The 15080-nt window shown below is 73.8% G+C and carries 13 protein-coding genes; 8 read left to right on the top strand and 5 right to left on the bottom strand.

Features of this window, described 5'->3' with window-relative positions; translation table 11 throughout:
• Positions 1–30: 30 nt before the first annotated feature.
• From rsgA to PUR56_RS37810, 3 genes are all read right to left on the bottom strand, one after another.
• Positions 31–1086 carry a ribosome small subunit-dependent GTPase A gene (gene rsgA, locus PUR56_RS37820; RefSeq protein ID WP_329883129.1) on the bottom strand — a complete coding sequence of 352 codons (1056 nt, stop codon included), beginning with the start codon at positions 1084–1086 and terminating at the stop codon, positions 31–33.
• Positions 1087–1102: 16 nt separating this feature from the next.
• Positions 1103–2434: a 3-phosphoshikimate 1-carboxyvinyltransferase gene (aroA, locus tag PUR56_RS37815; RefSeq protein WP_329883128.1), complete on the bottom strand. Its 1332-nt coding sequence runs from the start codon at positions 2432–2434 to the stop codon at positions 1103–1105.
• A 61-nt stretch (positions 2435–2495) separates the two neighbouring features.
• Positions 2496–3212, bottom strand: coding sequence for a M50 family metallopeptidase (locus PUR56_RS37810; RefSeq protein ID WP_329952284.1), 717 nt, complete (start codon positions 3210–3212; stop codon positions 2496–2498).
• A gap of 146 nt (positions 3213–3358) precedes the next feature.
• Here PUR56_RS37810 and PUR56_RS37805 point away from each other — a divergent pair, with 146 nt between their 5' ends.
• From PUR56_RS37805 to def, 8 genes are all read left to right on the top strand, one after another.
• The gene (locus PUR56_RS37805; RefSeq protein WP_329952283.1) at positions 3359–4111 is read left to right on the top strand and encodes an SOS response-associated peptidase; all 753 of its coding nucleotides are present in this window, start codon (positions 3359–3361) and stop codon (positions 4109–4111) included.
• Between the two features lie 171 nt (positions 4112–4282).
• Complete coding sequence (locus tag PUR56_RS37800) at positions 4283–4918, top strand: alpha/beta hydrolase family protein (RefSeq protein ID WP_329952297.1); 636 nt, start codon at positions 4283–4285, stop codon at positions 4916–4918.
• A gap of 303 nt (positions 4919–5221) precedes the next feature.
• On the top strand, positions 5222–5965 hold the full coding sequence (locus PUR56_RS37795) for a sigma-70 family RNA polymerase sigma factor (protein WP_329883212.1): 744 nt from the start codon (positions 5222–5224) through the stop codon (positions 5963–5965).
• The gene (gene rsrA / locus PUR56_RS37790; protein WP_329952282.1) at positions 5962–6366 is read left to right on the top strand and encodes a mycothiol system anti-sigma-R factor; all 405 of its coding nucleotides are present in this window, start codon (positions 5962–5964) and stop codon (positions 6364–6366) included. Before PUR56_RS37795 ends, rsrA begins: the two co-directional genes overlap by 4 nt.
• Before the next feature lie 324 nt (positions 6367–6690).
• Positions 6691–8124 (top strand): HD-GYP domain-containing protein, encoded by a 1434-nt coding sequence (locus PUR56_RS37785; protein ID WP_329952281.1) that lies wholly within the window; start codon positions 6691–6693, stop codon positions 8122–8124.
• Positions 8121–9479: an HD-GYP domain-containing protein gene (locus tag PUR56_RS37780; RefSeq protein ID WP_329952280.1), complete on the top strand. Its 1359-nt coding sequence runs from the start codon at positions 8121–8123 to the stop codon at positions 9477–9479. The genes PUR56_RS37785 and PUR56_RS37780 overlap by 4 nt, the downstream gene beginning before the upstream one ends.
• A gap of 233 nt (positions 9480–9712) precedes the next feature.
• Positions 9713–10702 carry a tetratricopeptide repeat protein gene (locus tag PUR56_RS37775; protein ID WP_329883122.1) on the top strand — a complete coding sequence of 330 codons (990 nt, stop codon included), beginning with the start codon at positions 9713–9715 and terminating at the stop codon, positions 10700–10702.
• Between the two features lie 80 nt (positions 10703–10782).
• Entirely contained in the window at positions 10783–11424 is a 642-nt protein-coding gene (def, locus tag PUR56_RS37770) for a peptide deformylase (RefSeq protein WP_329883121.1), read from the top strand.
• Positions 11425–11592: 168 nt separating this feature from the next.
• Here the strand turns inward: def and PUR56_RS37765 are convergent, their stop codons facing one another.
• Positions 11593–12606 (bottom strand): ribonucleotide-diphosphate reductase subunit beta, encoded by a 1014-nt coding sequence (locus PUR56_RS37765; protein ID WP_329883120.1) that lies wholly within the window; start codon positions 12604–12606, stop codon positions 11593–11595.
• Positions 12606–15032 (bottom strand): ribonucleoside-diphosphate reductase subunit alpha, encoded by a 2427-nt coding sequence (locus PUR56_RS37760; RefSeq protein ID WP_329883211.1) that lies wholly within the window; start codon positions 15030–15032, stop codon positions 12606–12608. The genes PUR56_RS37765 and PUR56_RS37760 overlap by 1 nt, the downstream gene beginning before the upstream one ends.
• Positions 15033–15080: the final 48 nt, after the last annotated feature.

Here is a 15080-nt window from a genome sequence, read left to right as displayed (position 1 = left end):
CCCCGGACTCCGCCCGCGCACCCGGGCGGGTCAGTCGTCCTCGCGGGCCTCCTTGCTGGCCAGCAGACGGCGCAGCGAGTAGAGCCGGGCCTGATCCGCGTGCCCCTCGGCCACCCAGGCGTCCAGCGCGCAGTCCGGCTCGTCGTGGCTGCACGCGCGCGGGCACTCGGCGGTGCCGGGCTCCAGGTCGGGGAAGGCCAGGATCACCCGGGACGGGTCGATGTGCGAGAGGCCGAAGGACCGGAAGCCGGGGGTGTCGATCACCCAGCCGGTGTCCAGTGCCTTCTTCGAGCCCGGCTTGGCCCCGGGCGGCGGCGGCAGGCGCAGCGCGAGGGCCGACACCGTGGTGTGCCGGCCCCGGCCGGTGACCGAGTTGACCTGCCCGGTGCTCCGCTGGTGCTCCGGGACGAGGGCGTTGACCAGGGTGGTCTTGCCGACGCCGGAGTGGCCGATGAACACCGTGCGCAGGCCGCGCAGGCGCTCCCGGACGACCTCGGCGCCGGTGGTGGCCAGCTCGTCCCGGCGGGTCACCACGTACCGGATGCCGAGCGGTGCGTAGGCGTCCAGCATGGGTTCGGCCGGGGCGAGGTCGGCCTTGGTGAGGACGAGCAGCGGCTCCATCCCCGCGTCGTAGGCGGCGACCAGGCAGCGGTCGATCAGCCGGGGCCGGGGCTCCGGGTCCGCCAGGGCGGTGACGATGGCGAGCTGCTCGGCGTTGGCGACGACGATCCGCTCGTACGGGTCGTCGTCGTCCGCGGTTCGCCGCAGGACCGAGCTGCGCTCCTCGACCCGGACGATCCGGGCCAGGGTGTCGGCGTCCCCGGAGAGGTCGCCGACGATGGAGACGTTGTCGCCGACGACGACGCCCTTGCGGCCCAGCTCGCGGGCCTTCATCGCGACGATCTCACGTTCCTGCTTGGTGCCCGGGTCGATCAGGCAGGTCAGCCGGCCGCGGTCGACGGTGAGCACCATCGCCTCGGCCGCGTCCTCGTGCTTGGGCCGGATCCGGGTGCGAGGGCGGGAGCCCTTCCGTCCGGGCCGGTTGCGGATGTCGTCCTCGTCGGCGTCCTTGCCGTAACGGCGCATGTCCCCAGTCTCCCGCTCAGCCGCCCGCCACCACTCCGGTGAGCAACTCGTCCCACATCGCGGGGAAGTCCGGCAGGGTCTTGGCGGTGGTGGCCACGTTCTCCACCTGGACGCCGGGTACGGCGAGGCCGATCACCGCGGCGGCGGTGGCCAGGCGGTGGTCCTCGTAGGTGTGGAAGACGCCGCCGCCCAGCTTGCGCGGGCGGATCCGCAGGCCGTCCTCGGTCTCGCTGACGTCGCCGCCGAGGTCGTTGATCTCCTTGGCGAGCGCGGCCAGCCGGTCGGTCTCGTGCAGCCGCAGGTGCGCGATGCCGTAGAGGTGGGACTCGGAGTCGGCGAGGGCGGCGACGGCGGCGATCACCGGGGTGAGCTCGCCGACGTCGTGCAGGTCGGCCTCGATGCCGTGGATCCGGCCGGTGCCGGTGAACTGGAGGCCCTCGTCGGTGAACTCGCAGCTGCCGCCCATCCGGGTGTAGAGGTCGCGCAGCTGGTCGCCCGGCTGGGTGGTGTGGCGGGGCCAGTCGCGGACGGTGACCCGGCCGCCGGTGACCAGGGCGGCGGCGAAGAACGGTGCGGCGTTCGAGAGGTCGGGCTCGACGACCATGTCGCGGCCGATCAGGGCGCCGGGGGTGACCCGCCAGACGTCCTTCTCGCCGCCGTCCCCGGGGGCGTCGACCTGGACGCCGGCCAGCCGGAGCATCTCGACGGTCATCCGGATGTGCGGCAGCGAGGGGACGGGCCCGCCGACGTGCCGGACCTCGACGCCCTGGTTGTAGCGGGCGCCCGAGAGCAGCAGGGCGGAGACGAACTGCGAGGACGAGGAGGCGTCGAGCTCGACCGGGCCGCCCTCCAGGGCCCCGGTGCCGTGCACGGTGAGCGGGAAGGCGCCGCGGCCGCCGTCCTCGATCCGGGCGCCGAGCGCGCGCAGGGCGTCGATCACGCCGTGCTGGGGGCGCTCGTGGCTGCGCGGGTCGCCGTCGAAGTGGACCGGGCCGTCGGCGAGGACGGCGAGCGGGGGGAGGAAACGCATGACCGTGCCGGCGTTGCCGACGTCGACGGAGGCGGGGCCGCGCAGCGCGGGGGCGGGGATGACCCGCCAGGCCTCGCCGCCCCCGGTGCCGCCGGAGTCGTTGTTGACCTGCTCCTCGATGCCGACGCCGAGCGCGCGCAGGCCGTCGGCCATCAGCTGGGAGTCGCGGCTGCGCAGCGGTCGGCGCACCCAGCCGGGCTCGTCGGCCAGGGCCGCCAGCACCAGGGCCCGGTTGGTGACCGACTTGGAGCCGGGGATGGTGACGGTGGCGTCAACGGGGCTGGTCGCGACGGGGGCGGGCCACAGGGTCTCGGTCATGGGGCAAGTTTAGGGGCCGTACCGGAACTGTCCTTTCGCCCGCGTCGGCGGGGGCTCCTGCTCAGAGGGGGCGGAGCAGCCAGCTCGCGCCGAGGGCGAGGGCGGCGAGTGCGGTGACCAGGAAGAGCGCCGTCCAGGCGAGGCCGGGGACGCCGGTGAGGCGGGCGAGCTGGTCGGCGTCGGAGTCCCCGGCCTGACCGCGGCGGCGCTGGTGCTGGAGTTCGAGGACCGGGCGGACCGCGCCGAACAGCAGGAACCAGCTGCCGAGGTAGGCGAAGCCGCCCTGGACCTCGGGGGTGCCGAACCAGGAGACCAGGAAGAAGGCGGCGCCGGTGAGCAGGACGCTCAGGAAGCCGAAGGCGTTGCGGATGCGGACCAGCAGGGCGAGCAGCAGGACGATGGCGAGCCAGAGCAGCAGGGTGATCCGGTCGGCCGCGAGCAGGGCGGCGCAGCCGAGTCCGAGCAGGGCGGGCGTGAGGTAGCCGGCGGCGGCGGTGAGGACCATGCCGGGGCCGGTGGGGCGGCCGTAGGAGAGTGTGAGGCCGGAGGTGTCGGAGTGCAGCCGGATGCCGGCCAGCCTGCGGCGGGTGACGAGGGCGGCGAGTCCGTGGCCGCCCTCGTGCGCGATGGTCACCGCGTTGCGGGTGATCCGCCAGAGCGGGCGGGTGAGGACGGCGAGCAGGGCGACGGCGCCGGTGGCGAGGGCGAGCCAGCCGGGCGGGGCGGGCTGGGTGCCGGTGACGGCGGTCCACAGTTCGTCGATGGTCCTGGCGTCCATGGGGGTCTCCTCCGCCTCGGTTCGGCCGTCCCGGGGTGGCAGCCTGCCATGCGGGGGACGGCCGGGCGGGGGCGGGTGGTTCTCCGGCGGGCGTGAGGAGGGGGTGAGAAACCCGGCGGGGGTCGCGGCCGTGGCAAGCTGACGGCATGTGCGGTCGCTTCGCTTCGAGCACCAGGCCCGAGGACATCGTCGAGCTGTTCGGCGTCCGGCAGTGGGATCCGGCCGAGACGCTGGCTCCGAGCTGGAACGTCGCGCCCACGCAGAGCGCCTTCGTGGTGCTGGAACGGGTGCCGAAGGGGGAACGGGCTCCGGTGCGGCAGCTGCGGGTGCTGCGCTGGGGGCTGGTGCCGCAGTGGGCGAAGTCGCCGGAGACGGCGGTGAAGATGATCAACGCCCGTTCGGACACGGTGCACGAGAAGCCCTCGTACCGGCAGGCCTTCGCGTCCCGGCGGTGCATCCTGCCGGTGGACGGCTACTACGAGTGGCAGACGGTGCCGGGTGAGCGCGGGAAGGCGAGGAAGAAGCCGTTCTTCGTCTCCCGGACGGACGGCTCGCCGCTCGCCCTGGCCGGGCTGTACGAGTTCTGGCGGAACCGGACGGTGCCGTCGGACCACCCGGAGGGCTGGCTGGTGACGTTCACCGTCGTGACCACGGAGGCCGAGGAACTGCTGGCGCCGATCCACGAGCGGATGCCGCTCTTCCTCGATCCGGGATCGTTCGACGAGTGGCTGGATCCGCGGCGGGACGACCCCGAGGAGCTGCGGCGGCTGCTGATACCCCCGCCGCCGGGGGCACTGCGGGCCACTCCGGTGTCGCCGGCGGTCGGCAGCATCCGCAACGACGAGCCCGGTCTGACCGAGCCGTACACCGAGGTCGAGTACGAGACCACGCTCTTCTGAGCTCCGCCGCGCCCTGCCTCCCGGCCGTCGCCCTCCCCTGTCCTCTCCCCGTCCTTCCCCGTCGTTCGTACCGGAGCCGCCGTGAACCAGGAAGCCGCCGACCAGGAAGCCGCCGACCGGGCGGTCGCCGCCCGGGAAACCGCCGACCGCGAGGCCGTGAGCCGCGAGGCCGTGACGAGGGAACTCGTCCCGACGCCCGTCGGGGACGCCCGGATCACCCTGCACCCGTCGGCCGCACCGCGGGCGGTGCTGGCACTGGGACACGGCGCCGGCGGCGGGATCGAGGCGCGGGACCTGGTGGCGCTGGCCGCGGCGCTGCCGGCGCGGGGGATCTCGGTGGCGCTGGTGGAGCAGCCCTGGCGGGTGGCCGGGAAGCGGCTCGGGCCGGCGCCGAAGACGCTGGACGCGGGGTGGGCGCCGGTGGCCGAACGGCTGGCCGGGGCCGGTCTGCCGCTGGTGGTGGGCGGGCGCAGCGCCGGGGCCCGGGTGGCCTGCCGGACGGGCGCGGCGGCCGGGGCGGTCGGGGTGGTGGCGCTGGCGTTCCCGCTGCATCCGCCGGGCCGGCCGGAGAAGAGCCGGGCGGGGGAACTGCTGGGCTCGGGTCTGCCGACGCTGGTGGTGCAGAGTGCGGCCGACCCGTTCGGTGGGCCTGCGGAGTTCCCGGAGCTGCCCGGTACGCACGCGCTGGTGGCGCTGGAGTACGGCAGTCACGGTTTCGAGGTGCCGAAGCGGGCGCCGGTCGGTCAGGGCGAGGTGCTGGAGCTGATCACGTCGGCGGTCGGGGACTGGGTGCTGGGGCTGGTCTGAGGGGGTTCCCGGGGCCCCGTGCGCGGGCTGTCACGCTCTGTTCACCCGTTCGAGCGAACTGCGGGCGGGGGGCGGGAATGCGGGAGTGATTCCAGTGGTTGACACCCTCGTCAGCTTGAGTCCCGATGGAAGGCAGGGCAGATGGGTTCGATCGCGTGCCCCGAGCGGCCGGACGAGCGCGAGGCCGCGGCGACGTTCGCCCCCTCGTGGTCGGACTGGATTGCCGCGGGCGAGAAGCCCGTCAGCCCGATATCCTCCATTTCGGGGCGGCCCGCCGTGGGTCGTGCCCGTCATGCCGAGGAGGTGGGTCCGGTCGTCGGGACCGAGCACGAGGCCGAGCCGGGCCGGGGCCCGGATGAGGGCCTGCCCACGGGCGAGGCGCTCACCGGTGAGGAGCTGGCCGAGGCGATCGGCGAGGACACCTTCCGGGTGTCGGCGGAGGAGAGCGAGGAGGCCCGGCGGGACCGCTTCGAGCGTGACGCCCTGGGCTACCTGGATCCGATGTACTCGGCGGCGCTGCGGATGACCCGCAACCCGGCCGACGCGGAGGACCTGCTCCAGGAGGCGTTCGCCAAGGCGTACGCGTCGTTCCACCAGTTCCGCGAGGGCACCAACCTCAAGGCCTGGCTGTACCGCATCCTCACCAACACGTTCATCAACTCGTACCGCAAGAAGCAGCGGGAGCCGCAGCGCACCGCCGCCGAGGAGATCGAGGACTGGCAGCTGGCCCGGGCCGAGTCGCACATGTCGACCGGTCTGCGCTCGGCGGAGACCCAGGCCCTGGACCACCTCCCGGACAGCGACGTGAAGGACGCCCTCCAGGCCATCCCGGAGGAGTTCCGTATCGCCGTCTATCTCGCGGACGTCGAGGGCTTTGCGTACAAGGAGATCGCGGACATCATGGGTACTCCCATCGGTACGGTGATGTCCCGGCTGCACCGCGGCCGCCGTCAGCTGCGCGGCATGCTGGAGGACTACGCCCGTGAGCGCGGGCTGGTCCCGGCCGGCAGTGGGGCAGGGCAGGAAGCGAAGGGCTCGGGCTCATGAGCTGCGGCGATCCGAACGACACCGAGTGTGGCGAGGTCCTCGACCACCTCTACGAATTCCTCGACAACGAGATGGCCGAGGGCGACTGCGCCAAGCTGCGTGAGCACTTCGAGGAGTGCTCGCCGTGCCTGAAGCAGTACGGGCTGGAGCAGGCGATCAAGGCGTTGATCAAGCGTTCCTGCGGCTGCGACGACACCCCGGCCGACCTGCGCGGCAAGGTGCTGGCCAGGATCGACTCGATCCGGGCCGGGCAGCGCTCGGGCGAGACGGTGGCGGTCGCCGTCGAGACGACGATCGAGGTGCACGCCGAGACGGCCGGTCAGGCCCGGTCGGCGGGGGAGGCGGCGGAGCCGTCGGCCCGTGCCGGTGCCCCGGTCGAGGCCGGCGCTCCGGCGGAGTGAGCGGAGGCCCGCCGGCTGCGGGCACGGAACGACCTGTGCGCCGAACGGCGCGCGCCGGGCGGCCCCGGGAGCGTTGAGCTCCCGGGGCCGCTCCCGTTCTGCTCGTATGCGCCGTCACTCGTTCGAGTGAGTTGGCGGTGTGCCAGCTGCGGCATTGCGCCATCATGCGTCCCCACGCCGGAACGGCGCCCTATCCTCCTGACGGGCACTCACCGCCGGTCGGCCCGGCGGGCCGGGCGCCGCGCGGGCCAGGACGGCGGGGAGGTCGAGATCGCTACCGACAGTGGAGACACGGACCTGCCGGAGGGCGCCACGCGCTACCTCGTGGCCGTCCCGGTGGCGGCGCTCTGCTGCCTGCTGCCGCTGCTGCCCGCACCGGCCCCGCTGGACCCGCCGCACTGGCTCGGCGCGCCGGTGGACTGGCCCAAGGTCGGGCTGCTGGCCTTCCTGCACGGGTGCTGGGAGTCGCTCGCCCAGGGGCTGCCCACGCCGTGCCTGCGGCTGGTCCGGGCGGTGCTGCGCCGCCCCCCGTCGGCGGCCCGGGTGCCGGCCCGGCCCAGCGTCAACGCCTTCTTCCCGGTGCTGTTCGCCGGGGTGCTGATGCTGCCGCCGGCCGCCGCCGCCCTGGTGGCGGCGCCGGCCGCGCTGGTGGGCGCCGCCGAACCGGCCTGCCGGCGGCGGCAGCTGTGGAACGGCTCCCAGCTCGCGCTCTCCGCCTTCGCCGCCTCGCTGGTCTTCCACCTCCTGGCCGGCCCGCAACTGCTGCTCGGCTCCCGCTTCCCCGCCGCGCTGCTCCCGGGCTTCGCCGCGCTCGGCACGTTCTGCCTGGTCAACGGGGTGCTGGTGGGCGGCATGCTGGTGCTGGCGGAGGGGCGTCGGCCCACCGTGCTGCTGCGCGGGCCGGCCGCCGCGGTCGGGCTTCCGGTGGTGGTGCACGCGGCCGGCGGGCTGATGGTCGCCGTCCTCTGGCAGGGGCCGTACGGCGCGTTCGCCGCGCTGCTGGCCCTACTGCCGCTGACCATCTCCGCGTGGGTGTTCGCCCAGGGGCACCGGGAGCGCGAGGCCCACCAGGCCACCGTCCAGGCCCTGGTCCAGGCGGTGGAGATCAAGGACGCCTACACCCGGGGGCACAGCGAACGGGTCGGCAAGGCGGCGGTGCTGATCGCCGGTCAGCTCGGCATGGAGTCCGAGCGGCTGCGCACCCTGCGGTACGCGGGCGTCCTGCACGACGTCGGCAAGCTGGGGGTCGCCACCGAGCTTCTGCGCAGAAACGGTCCCCTCACCGAGGTCGAGCGGCGGGCCGTCGAGGTGCACCCGGTGCACGGGTACGAGCTGGTGCGCGGGATCGCCTTCCTGGGCGAGGCGCACGCCGGGATCCTGCACCACCACGAGCGGATGGACGGGCGGGGCTACCCCAGTGGGCTGACCGGCCGGCAGATCCCGGAGTTCGCCCGGATCATCTCGGTCGCGGACGCGTTCGACTCGATGACGTCCACCCGCTCCTACCGGCGGGGCAGGCCGGTCACGGAGGCGGTGGCGGAGCTGGAGCGCTGCTCGGGCAGCCAGTTCGATCCGGTGATGGTGCGGGCGCTGGTCTCCGCGCTGGCCGTCCACGACTGGCAGCCGGTGCTGCCGCCGCCCGCCGACTGCATCCGGGCGGTGCCGGACATCCCGCTCGGCGTCCCCGAGCCGGTCCGGGCGGCCCCGCGCGGCGTCCCCGCCCAGGGCGGCACCGTGCCGACGACCGGGCAGCCGTGAGCGCGGCGACCGACCGGGCGCGGGTGCCGGGCGTGCGGGCGCCGAGCACGGGCCCGGTGCGCGTGGTGCACGCCGGGGCGCTCGCGCTGCTGGCCGCCGCACTGGGTGCGGTGGCGGTCCGGGGGGTGGCCGAGCCCGGTGTGGCGCTGGCCTTCACCGTGCTGATCGCGCTCGGCGAGTGCGTCCGGATCACCCTCCCCGGTGACCGCGAGCAGGCGCCGATCGGGGCCGCCGGCGCGCTCGCGTACGCGCTGCTCGGGCCGTTGCGCGGGCTGCCGACCGCGCACGGGGTCCTCCAGGTGGTGGCCGTGACCGGCGTCGGCCTGCTCCTCGCCCTGCTGCCCGCCGCGCTCCGGGCGGCGGTACGGGCGGCGGCGCCGGGCCCGCGCGGCGACCGGCGGCACCGGCGCCGGCCCTGGGGCGACCGCGCACGCTGGGACGGCGCGGCGCGGCGGCTGCTCGGCGCCGCCTTCGCGGCCGCGGTGTTCCAGCCGCTCTACAACAGCGGGGTGGTCGACCGGTACTCCGCGGACGGCCCGGCGTACGGGGCGTTCCTGACCGCGGTCGCCGCGCTCGCCGCGCTCTGCGACGTCACCCTGGCGGCGCTGCTGCGCCGGGCCCGCAGCGGGCTGCGGTTCCCGGCGGTGCTGGAGGACGAGCTGCGCTCGCTGTTCGGGATCGGCTCGGCGATCGTCGCCACCGGCATGCTGGTCAGCCTGGCCGCCGGCGAGGTGGGGCTCTGGGCGCTGCCGCTGTTCTGCGCGCCGCTGCTGCTGGCGCAGGTGTCGTTCCGACGGGCGGCGGCCGTCCGGGCCACCACCGGGCAGACCATCGCCAGCCTCGCCAAGGCCACCGAGGTGGCCGGGTACACACCCCCCGGGCACGCCCGACGGGTCGCCGACACCGCCTGTGCGCTCGGCCGCGAGCTGGGCCTGGGCACCCGGGAACTCGCGCTGCTGGAGTACGCGGCGCTGATGCACGACGTCGGGCAGCTGTCGCTGGTCGAGCCGGTGCCCGGCGGGGCGACGGCGCTGCTGCCGGACGACGAACAGCAGCGGATCGCCCGGCTCGGCAGCGAGGTGATCCGCCGGACCGGCGTACCCCGGCAGGTCGCCGAGCAGGTCGCCCGGCTGGCCGACCCGTGGCCCGCGCCGGACGGCGGCGGCCGGGCGGTGCCGCTGGCCGCGAGGATCATCCGGGTGGCGAACGCGCACGACGACCTGTTGACGGCGGCGCGGGGGCGCGGGGCGGGCGAGGCGGTGGGCCGGCTGGAGGTCCTGGAGGTGCTGCGACTGGGGCGCGGGCGGGTGTACGACGCCCGGGTGGTGGACGCGCTGGTCCGGGTGCGCGGGTAGCCCGGGCACGGGGCCGCCGGGCGGGGACGGCGTCCGTCCGGGGTTGAGCCGGCGGGGCGGTGCGGGCAGGCTGGGGGTGGGGACCGGCGCCGGGCAACCGCGGCGGTGGGAAGCGCGCGCGGCGGTGGGCGTGGTTGGATGCGGTCGTAGCGTGGAACACCGACCCGGGGCACCGGGCCCCGGACGCGGGAGCGGACACGGGACTTGAGCGGACGACGACGGCAGGGACGAACGTGAGGATCTTCCACCGGGCACGACACCGGCCGTCCGCCACCTGGCGGCAGACGACGGACCGGGCTTTCACGCTGATCGGTGACGGCCGCTACGAGGACGCCGGCGCGCTGCTGGTGATGGCGGCCGACCTGGAGCCGTGGCTGTCGGACTCGTGGTTCAACCTCGCGCTGCTGCACAAGTTCCGCCGCGACTGGGAGCAGGCGCGGGCGGCCGGGCTGCGGGCGGTGGCGCTGCTCGACCGCGAACAGGGCGCCCCGGACTGGTGGAACCTCGGGATCACGGCGACGGCACTGCAGGACTGGGCGCTGGCCCGGCGGGCCTGGCAGGCGTACGGGCTGCGGCTGCCCGGCGGTCCCGGCGGACAGCCGGACGGACCGGTCAGCCTGGACCTGGGGACGACGCCGGTGCGGCTCTCCCCGGACGGCGAGTCCGAGGTGGTCTGGGGCCGCCGACTGGACCCGGCCCGGATCGAGGTCCTGTCGATCCCGCTGCCGTCCTCCGGCCGGCGCTGGGGAGAGGTGGTCCTGCACGACGGCGCACCGCACGGCGAACGGGTCACCGACGGGGTCGCCTACCCGGTGTTCGACGAGATCGAGCTGTGGGCGCCGTCCCCGGTGCCGACCTACGTGGTGCTGCTGCAGGCGGCGACGGCGGCCGACCGGGACGCCCTGGAGCGGCTGGTCGCGGACGCCGGCTACGCGGCGGAGGACTGGACGTCCTCGGTGCGGCTGCTGTGCCGTGCCTGTTCGGAGAGCCGGATGGCCTCGGACGACGGGCACACCGCCCACCACGACCCGCACGACGACGGCGACGCCGCCCACCCGGGCCACCTGAGCCATCTGAGCCAGGGCGCGGGCGGGATGTCGTGGCTGGTCGAGCGCGAGTGCGGGATCGCCGCGCCGGCCCGTCTGGTGCGGACACTGCTGGACCGCTGGGCGGCCGCTGCGCCCGGAACCCGGGCATATCGGGATCTCGAAGAAGTCTGCTGACCGGGCCGCTTACCCTTGACCGGTACAGCGTGGCAGTCCACGGGCACGGCAGTCGACGGAAGCGGAAGCGGAAAGCAGCGATGGCGGAGCAGCACGACCACCAGCACGACCATGATCACGAGCCCGAGCAGGGCGGGGACCAGCCGGTGAAGGTGGTCGGCGAGGAGCCGGACCTCTCCAGGGGCACCGCGCGCCCGATCACCGTCTTCGGCAACCCGGTTCTGCACCGCGAGGTGAAGGACGTGACCGCCTTCGACGGCGAGCTGTCCGGGCTGATCGACGACATGTTCCAGTCGATGTACGCGGCGGAGGGCGTGGGCCTGGCCGCCAACCAGATCGGCGTGGACCTCAAGGTCTTCGTCTACGACTGCCCGGACGACGAGGGTGTCCGCCACGTCGGCCACGTGATCAACCCGGTGCTGGAGGAGTACCCGGCGGACCGCCGCCGCGTGCTGGACGACGGCAACGAGGGCTGCCTCTCGGTGCCGACCGCGTACGCCGAGCTGGCCCGCCCGGACTACGCGGCGGTGACCGGCCGGGACAAGGACGGCAACCCGGTCCGGGTGGAGGGCACCGGCTTCTTCGCACGCTGCCTCCAGCACGAGACCGACCACCTGTACGGGTTCCTCTACATCGACAAGCTGTCGAAGCGGGACCGCAAGGACGCGCTGCGGCAGATGGCCGAGGGCACGCCGCGGTACGCGACGGTCTCGAACGACTGACGCAGCCCGGGGAGTCGACGAAGGGTCGGGGAGCCGCGACCGCTCCCCGGCCCTTCGCCGTGTCCGGCGCGGCGCGGGCGCCCCGAACGCCGCTGCCCCGTACGGAACCGCGGAGGTTCCGTACGGGGCAGCGGGCGTCGGCCCCGGCGGGCCGGGGCCGGGAGGGGCCTAGAACTCGTCGTCGAAGGAGACCGAGCCCTCGACGGCGACCTGGTAGGCGGAGACCCGGCGCTCGAAGAAGTTGGTCAGCTCCTGGACGTTCTGCAGCTCCATGAACCCGAACGGGTTGGTGGAGCCGTACCGGACCGGCAGGCCCAGGCGGGCGAGCCGCTGGTCGGCCACGGCCTGCAGGTACTCGCGCATCGACTCGGTGTTCATGCCGGGCAGGCCGTCACCGCACAGGTCCTGGGCGAACTGGAGCTCGGCCTCGACGGCCTCCTCCAGCATCTCGGTGACCTGCTGGGCCATCTTCTCGTCGAAGAGGTCGGGCTCCTCCGCGCGGACGGTGTCCACCACCGACATGGCGAAGTCCATGTGCATGGACTCGTCGCGGAACACCCAGTTGGTGCCGGTGGCGAGGCCGTGCAGCAGGCCGCGGCTGCGGAACCAGTACACGTACGCGAAGGCACCGTAGAAGAACAGGCCCTCGACGCAGGCCGCGAAGCAGATCAGGTTCAGGAGGAACGCGCGGCGGTCCTCCTTGGTCTGCAGCGAGTCGATGTGGTCGACCGCGTTCATGTACTTGAAGCAGAACTGGGCCTTCTGGTGGATGGAGGGGATGTTCTCCACCGCGGCGAAGGCCGCGTTGCGGTCCTCGGGGTCGGGCAGGTAGGTGTCCAGCAGCGTCAGGTAGAACTGGACGTGCACGGCCTCCTCGAACAGCTGCCGGGACAGGTAGAGCCGGGCCTCGGGGGAGTTGATGTGCTTGTAGAGGCTCAGCACCACGTTGTTCGCGACGATCGAGTCACCGGTGGCGAAGAAGGCGACCAGGCGGCCGATCATGTGCCGCTCGCCCTCGCTCAGCTTGGCGAGGTCGGCGACGTCGGAGTGCAGGTCCACCTCCTCGACGGTCCAGGTGTTCTTGATCGCGTCCCGGTACCGGTCGTAGAACGACGGGTAGCGCATCGGGCGCAGGGTCAGCTCGAAGCCGGGGTCGAGCAGCATCTTCTGGGCGTCGGACATTACTGGCAGGCCTCGCAGGACTCGGGGTTCTCCAGGGAGCAGGCCAGCGCGGCCTCCTCCTCCGGGGTGAGGGTCGGGGCGCCGACGGTGACGGCGACGGGACCGGCCGGGACCGGGGCGGCGGCGCGGGCGGCGCCGGAGGCGGCCTGGGCGATCCGGGTGGCCGGGCGCGAGCGCAGGTAGTAGGTGGTCTTCAGGCCGACCTTCCAGGCGTACGCGTACATCGAGCTGAGCTTGCCGATGGTCGGGGCGGCCATGAACAGGTTCAGCGACTGGCTCTGGTCGATGTACGGCATGCGGGCCGCGGCCAGGTCGATCAGCGCACGCTGCGGGAGCTCCCAGGCGGTGCGGTACAGCGAGCGGACCCCGGCGGGCAGCCAGCCGAGCTCCTGGACCGAGCCGTTGGCGTCGCGCAGCGCGTCCCGGGTCTGCTGGTCCCAGACGCCCAGCTCCTTGAGCTCGCGCACCAGGTACGGGTTGACCTGGAGGAACTCGCCGGAGAGGGTCTCGCGCTTGAACAGGTTGGACACCTGCGGCTCGATGCACTCGTACACGCCGGCGATCGAGGCGATCGTCGCGGTCGGGGCGATCGCCAGGAGCAGCGAGTTGCGCAGGCCGGTGGAGGCGACGCGGGTGCGCAGGGCCTCCCAGCGGTCGGCCCACTCGGGCGCGGCGCTCGGGAAGTGGTCGATGTGCAGCTCGCCGCGGGCGGCGCGGGTCTCCGCGTACGCCTCGTGGCGGCCGAGCTGCTCGGCCAGGTCGGCGGAGCGCTCGTACGCGGTGAGCATGATGCGCTCGGCGATCAGCGTGGAGAGCTGCTTGGCCTCGGCGGAGTCGAAGTCCAGGCGGAGCCGGAAGAAGACGTCCTGCAGGCCCATCACGCCGAGGCCGACCGGGCGCCAGCGGGAGTTGGAGGCGCCGGCCTCGGGGGTCGGGTAGAAGTTGATGTCCACCACGCGGTCGAGGAACGTCACGGCGGTGCGGACGGTCGCGTCCAGACGCTCCCAGTCCATCGCGTTCAGCAGGTCGGCGGCGGTGGCACCGGCGGCGACGTGGGCGCCGAGGTTGACCGAGCCGAGGTTGCAGACGGCGGTCTCGGAGTCGTCCGTGACCTCCAGGATCTCGGTGCAGAGGTTGGAGGAGTGGACGGTGCGGCCGGGCAGCGCGGTCTGGTTGGCGGCGCGGTTGGACGCGTCCTTGAAGGTCATCCAGCCGTTGCCGGTCTGCGCGAGGGTGCGCATCATCCGGGAGTACAGGGTCTGCGCGGGGATGGTGCGGACGGCCTTGCCGGCCAGCTCGGCCTTGAGGTAGGCCTCGTCGAAGTCGGCGCCCCACAGGTCGACCAGCTCGGGGACGTCGGCCGGGGAGAACAGCGACCAGTCGGCGTTGGCGTTGACCCGGCGCATGAACTCGTCGGGGATCCAGTGCGCGAGGTTGAGGTTGTGGGTGCGGCGCGCCTCCTCACCGGTGTTGTCGCGGAGCTCCAGGAACTCCTCGATGTCCGCGTGCCAGGTCTCCAGGTAGACGCAGGCCGCGCCCTTGCGACGGCCGCCCTGGTTGACGGCGGCGACCGAGGAGTCGAGGGTGCGCAGGAACGGGACGATGCCGTTCGACTTGCCGTTGGTGCCCCGGATCAGCGAGCCGCGCGAGCGGATCCGCGAGTAGGAGAGGCCGATGCCGCCGGCGTGCTTGGAGAGGCGGGCGATCTGGGCGTACCGCGAGTAGATCGAGTCCAGGTTGTCCAGCGGCGAGTCCAGCAGGTAGCAGCTGGACATCTGCGGGTGCCGGGTGCCGGAGTTGAAGAGGGTCGGCGAGGAGGTCAGGTACTCCAGCCGGCTCATCAGGCGGTACAGCTCGGCCACCTCGCGCACCGACTGCTCGTTGTCGCCGACCGCCAGGCCACAGGCGACGCGGAGCAGGAAGTGCTGAGGGGTCTCGACGACCTTGCGGGTGATCGGGTGACGCAGCAGGTAGCGGGACTGCACGGTGCGCAGGCCGAAGTACTCGAAGCGGTCGTCGCCGGCCGGGTCGACCAGGGCGTTCAGCGCCTCGGTGTGCTTGGCGACGAACGCGGCGGTGGTGTCGCCGATCAGGCCCTCGGCGTGGCCGACGGTGATCGAGGTGGAGAAGGAGACCACGCCCTGGGTCGCCGCCTCGTCGACGATCTCCAGCGCGAGCAGCCGGGCCGCCAGCTTCGAGTACTGCGGGTCCTCGGCGATCATCGACGCGGCGGCGTCGATGGCCAGGCCGCGCAGCTCGGCGAAGTCCGAGCCGGCGTTGCGGCCGCGCAGCGCGGCGGCGGCGACGTGACCCGGGTCCACCTGGGGGAGGTCGACGCTGCGGTCGGTCAGCACGCGGAGGAGCGCGCCGCCGGGGTCGGAGACCGTACGGTCGGCGGGGGCGGAGCTGGAACCCTGGGCGGGCAGGGTGACTGAGGCAGCGGTGGTCAAGGCGCTCTCTCCTGGCGGCGATCG

The organism is Streptomyces sp. BE303, from assembly GCF_036290945.1.
Lineage (GTDB): Bacteria > Actinomycetota > Actinomycetes > Streptomycetales > Streptomycetaceae > Kitasatospora.
Note: the sequence above shows the minus strand (reverse complement) of the source record. Positions and strands in the feature narration are given on the sequence as shown.

Excerpts from the sequence above, each read along its gene's own strand:
- PUR56_RS37805 (WP_329952283.1), top strand. The coding sequence starts at position 3,359 with ATGTGCGGTCGCTTCGCTTCGAGCACCAGGCCCGAGGACATCGTCGAG.
- def (WP_329883121.1), top strand. The coding sequence starts at position 10,783 with ATGGCGGAGCAGCACGACCACCAGCACGACCATGATCACGAGCCCGAG.
- rsgA (WP_329883129.1), bottom strand. The coding sequence starts at position 1,086 with ATGCGCCGTTACGGCAAGGACGCCGACGAGGACGACATCCGCAACCGG.
- rsrA (WP_329952282.1), top strand. The coding sequence starts at position 5,962 with ATGAGCTGCGGCGATCCGAACGACACCGAGTGTGGCGAGGTCCTCGAC.
- PUR56_RS37765 (WP_329883120.1), bottom strand. The coding sequence starts at position 12,606 with ATGTCCGACGCCCAGAAGATGCTGCTCGACCCCGGCTTCGAGCTGACC.
- aroA (WP_329883128.1), bottom strand. The coding sequence starts at position 2,434 with ATGACCGAGACCCTGTGGCCCGCCCCCGTCGCGACCAGCCCCGTTGAC.
- PUR56_RS37810 (WP_329952284.1), bottom strand. The coding sequence starts at position 3,212 with ATGGACGCCAGGACCATCGACGAACTGTGGACCGCCGTCACCGGCACC.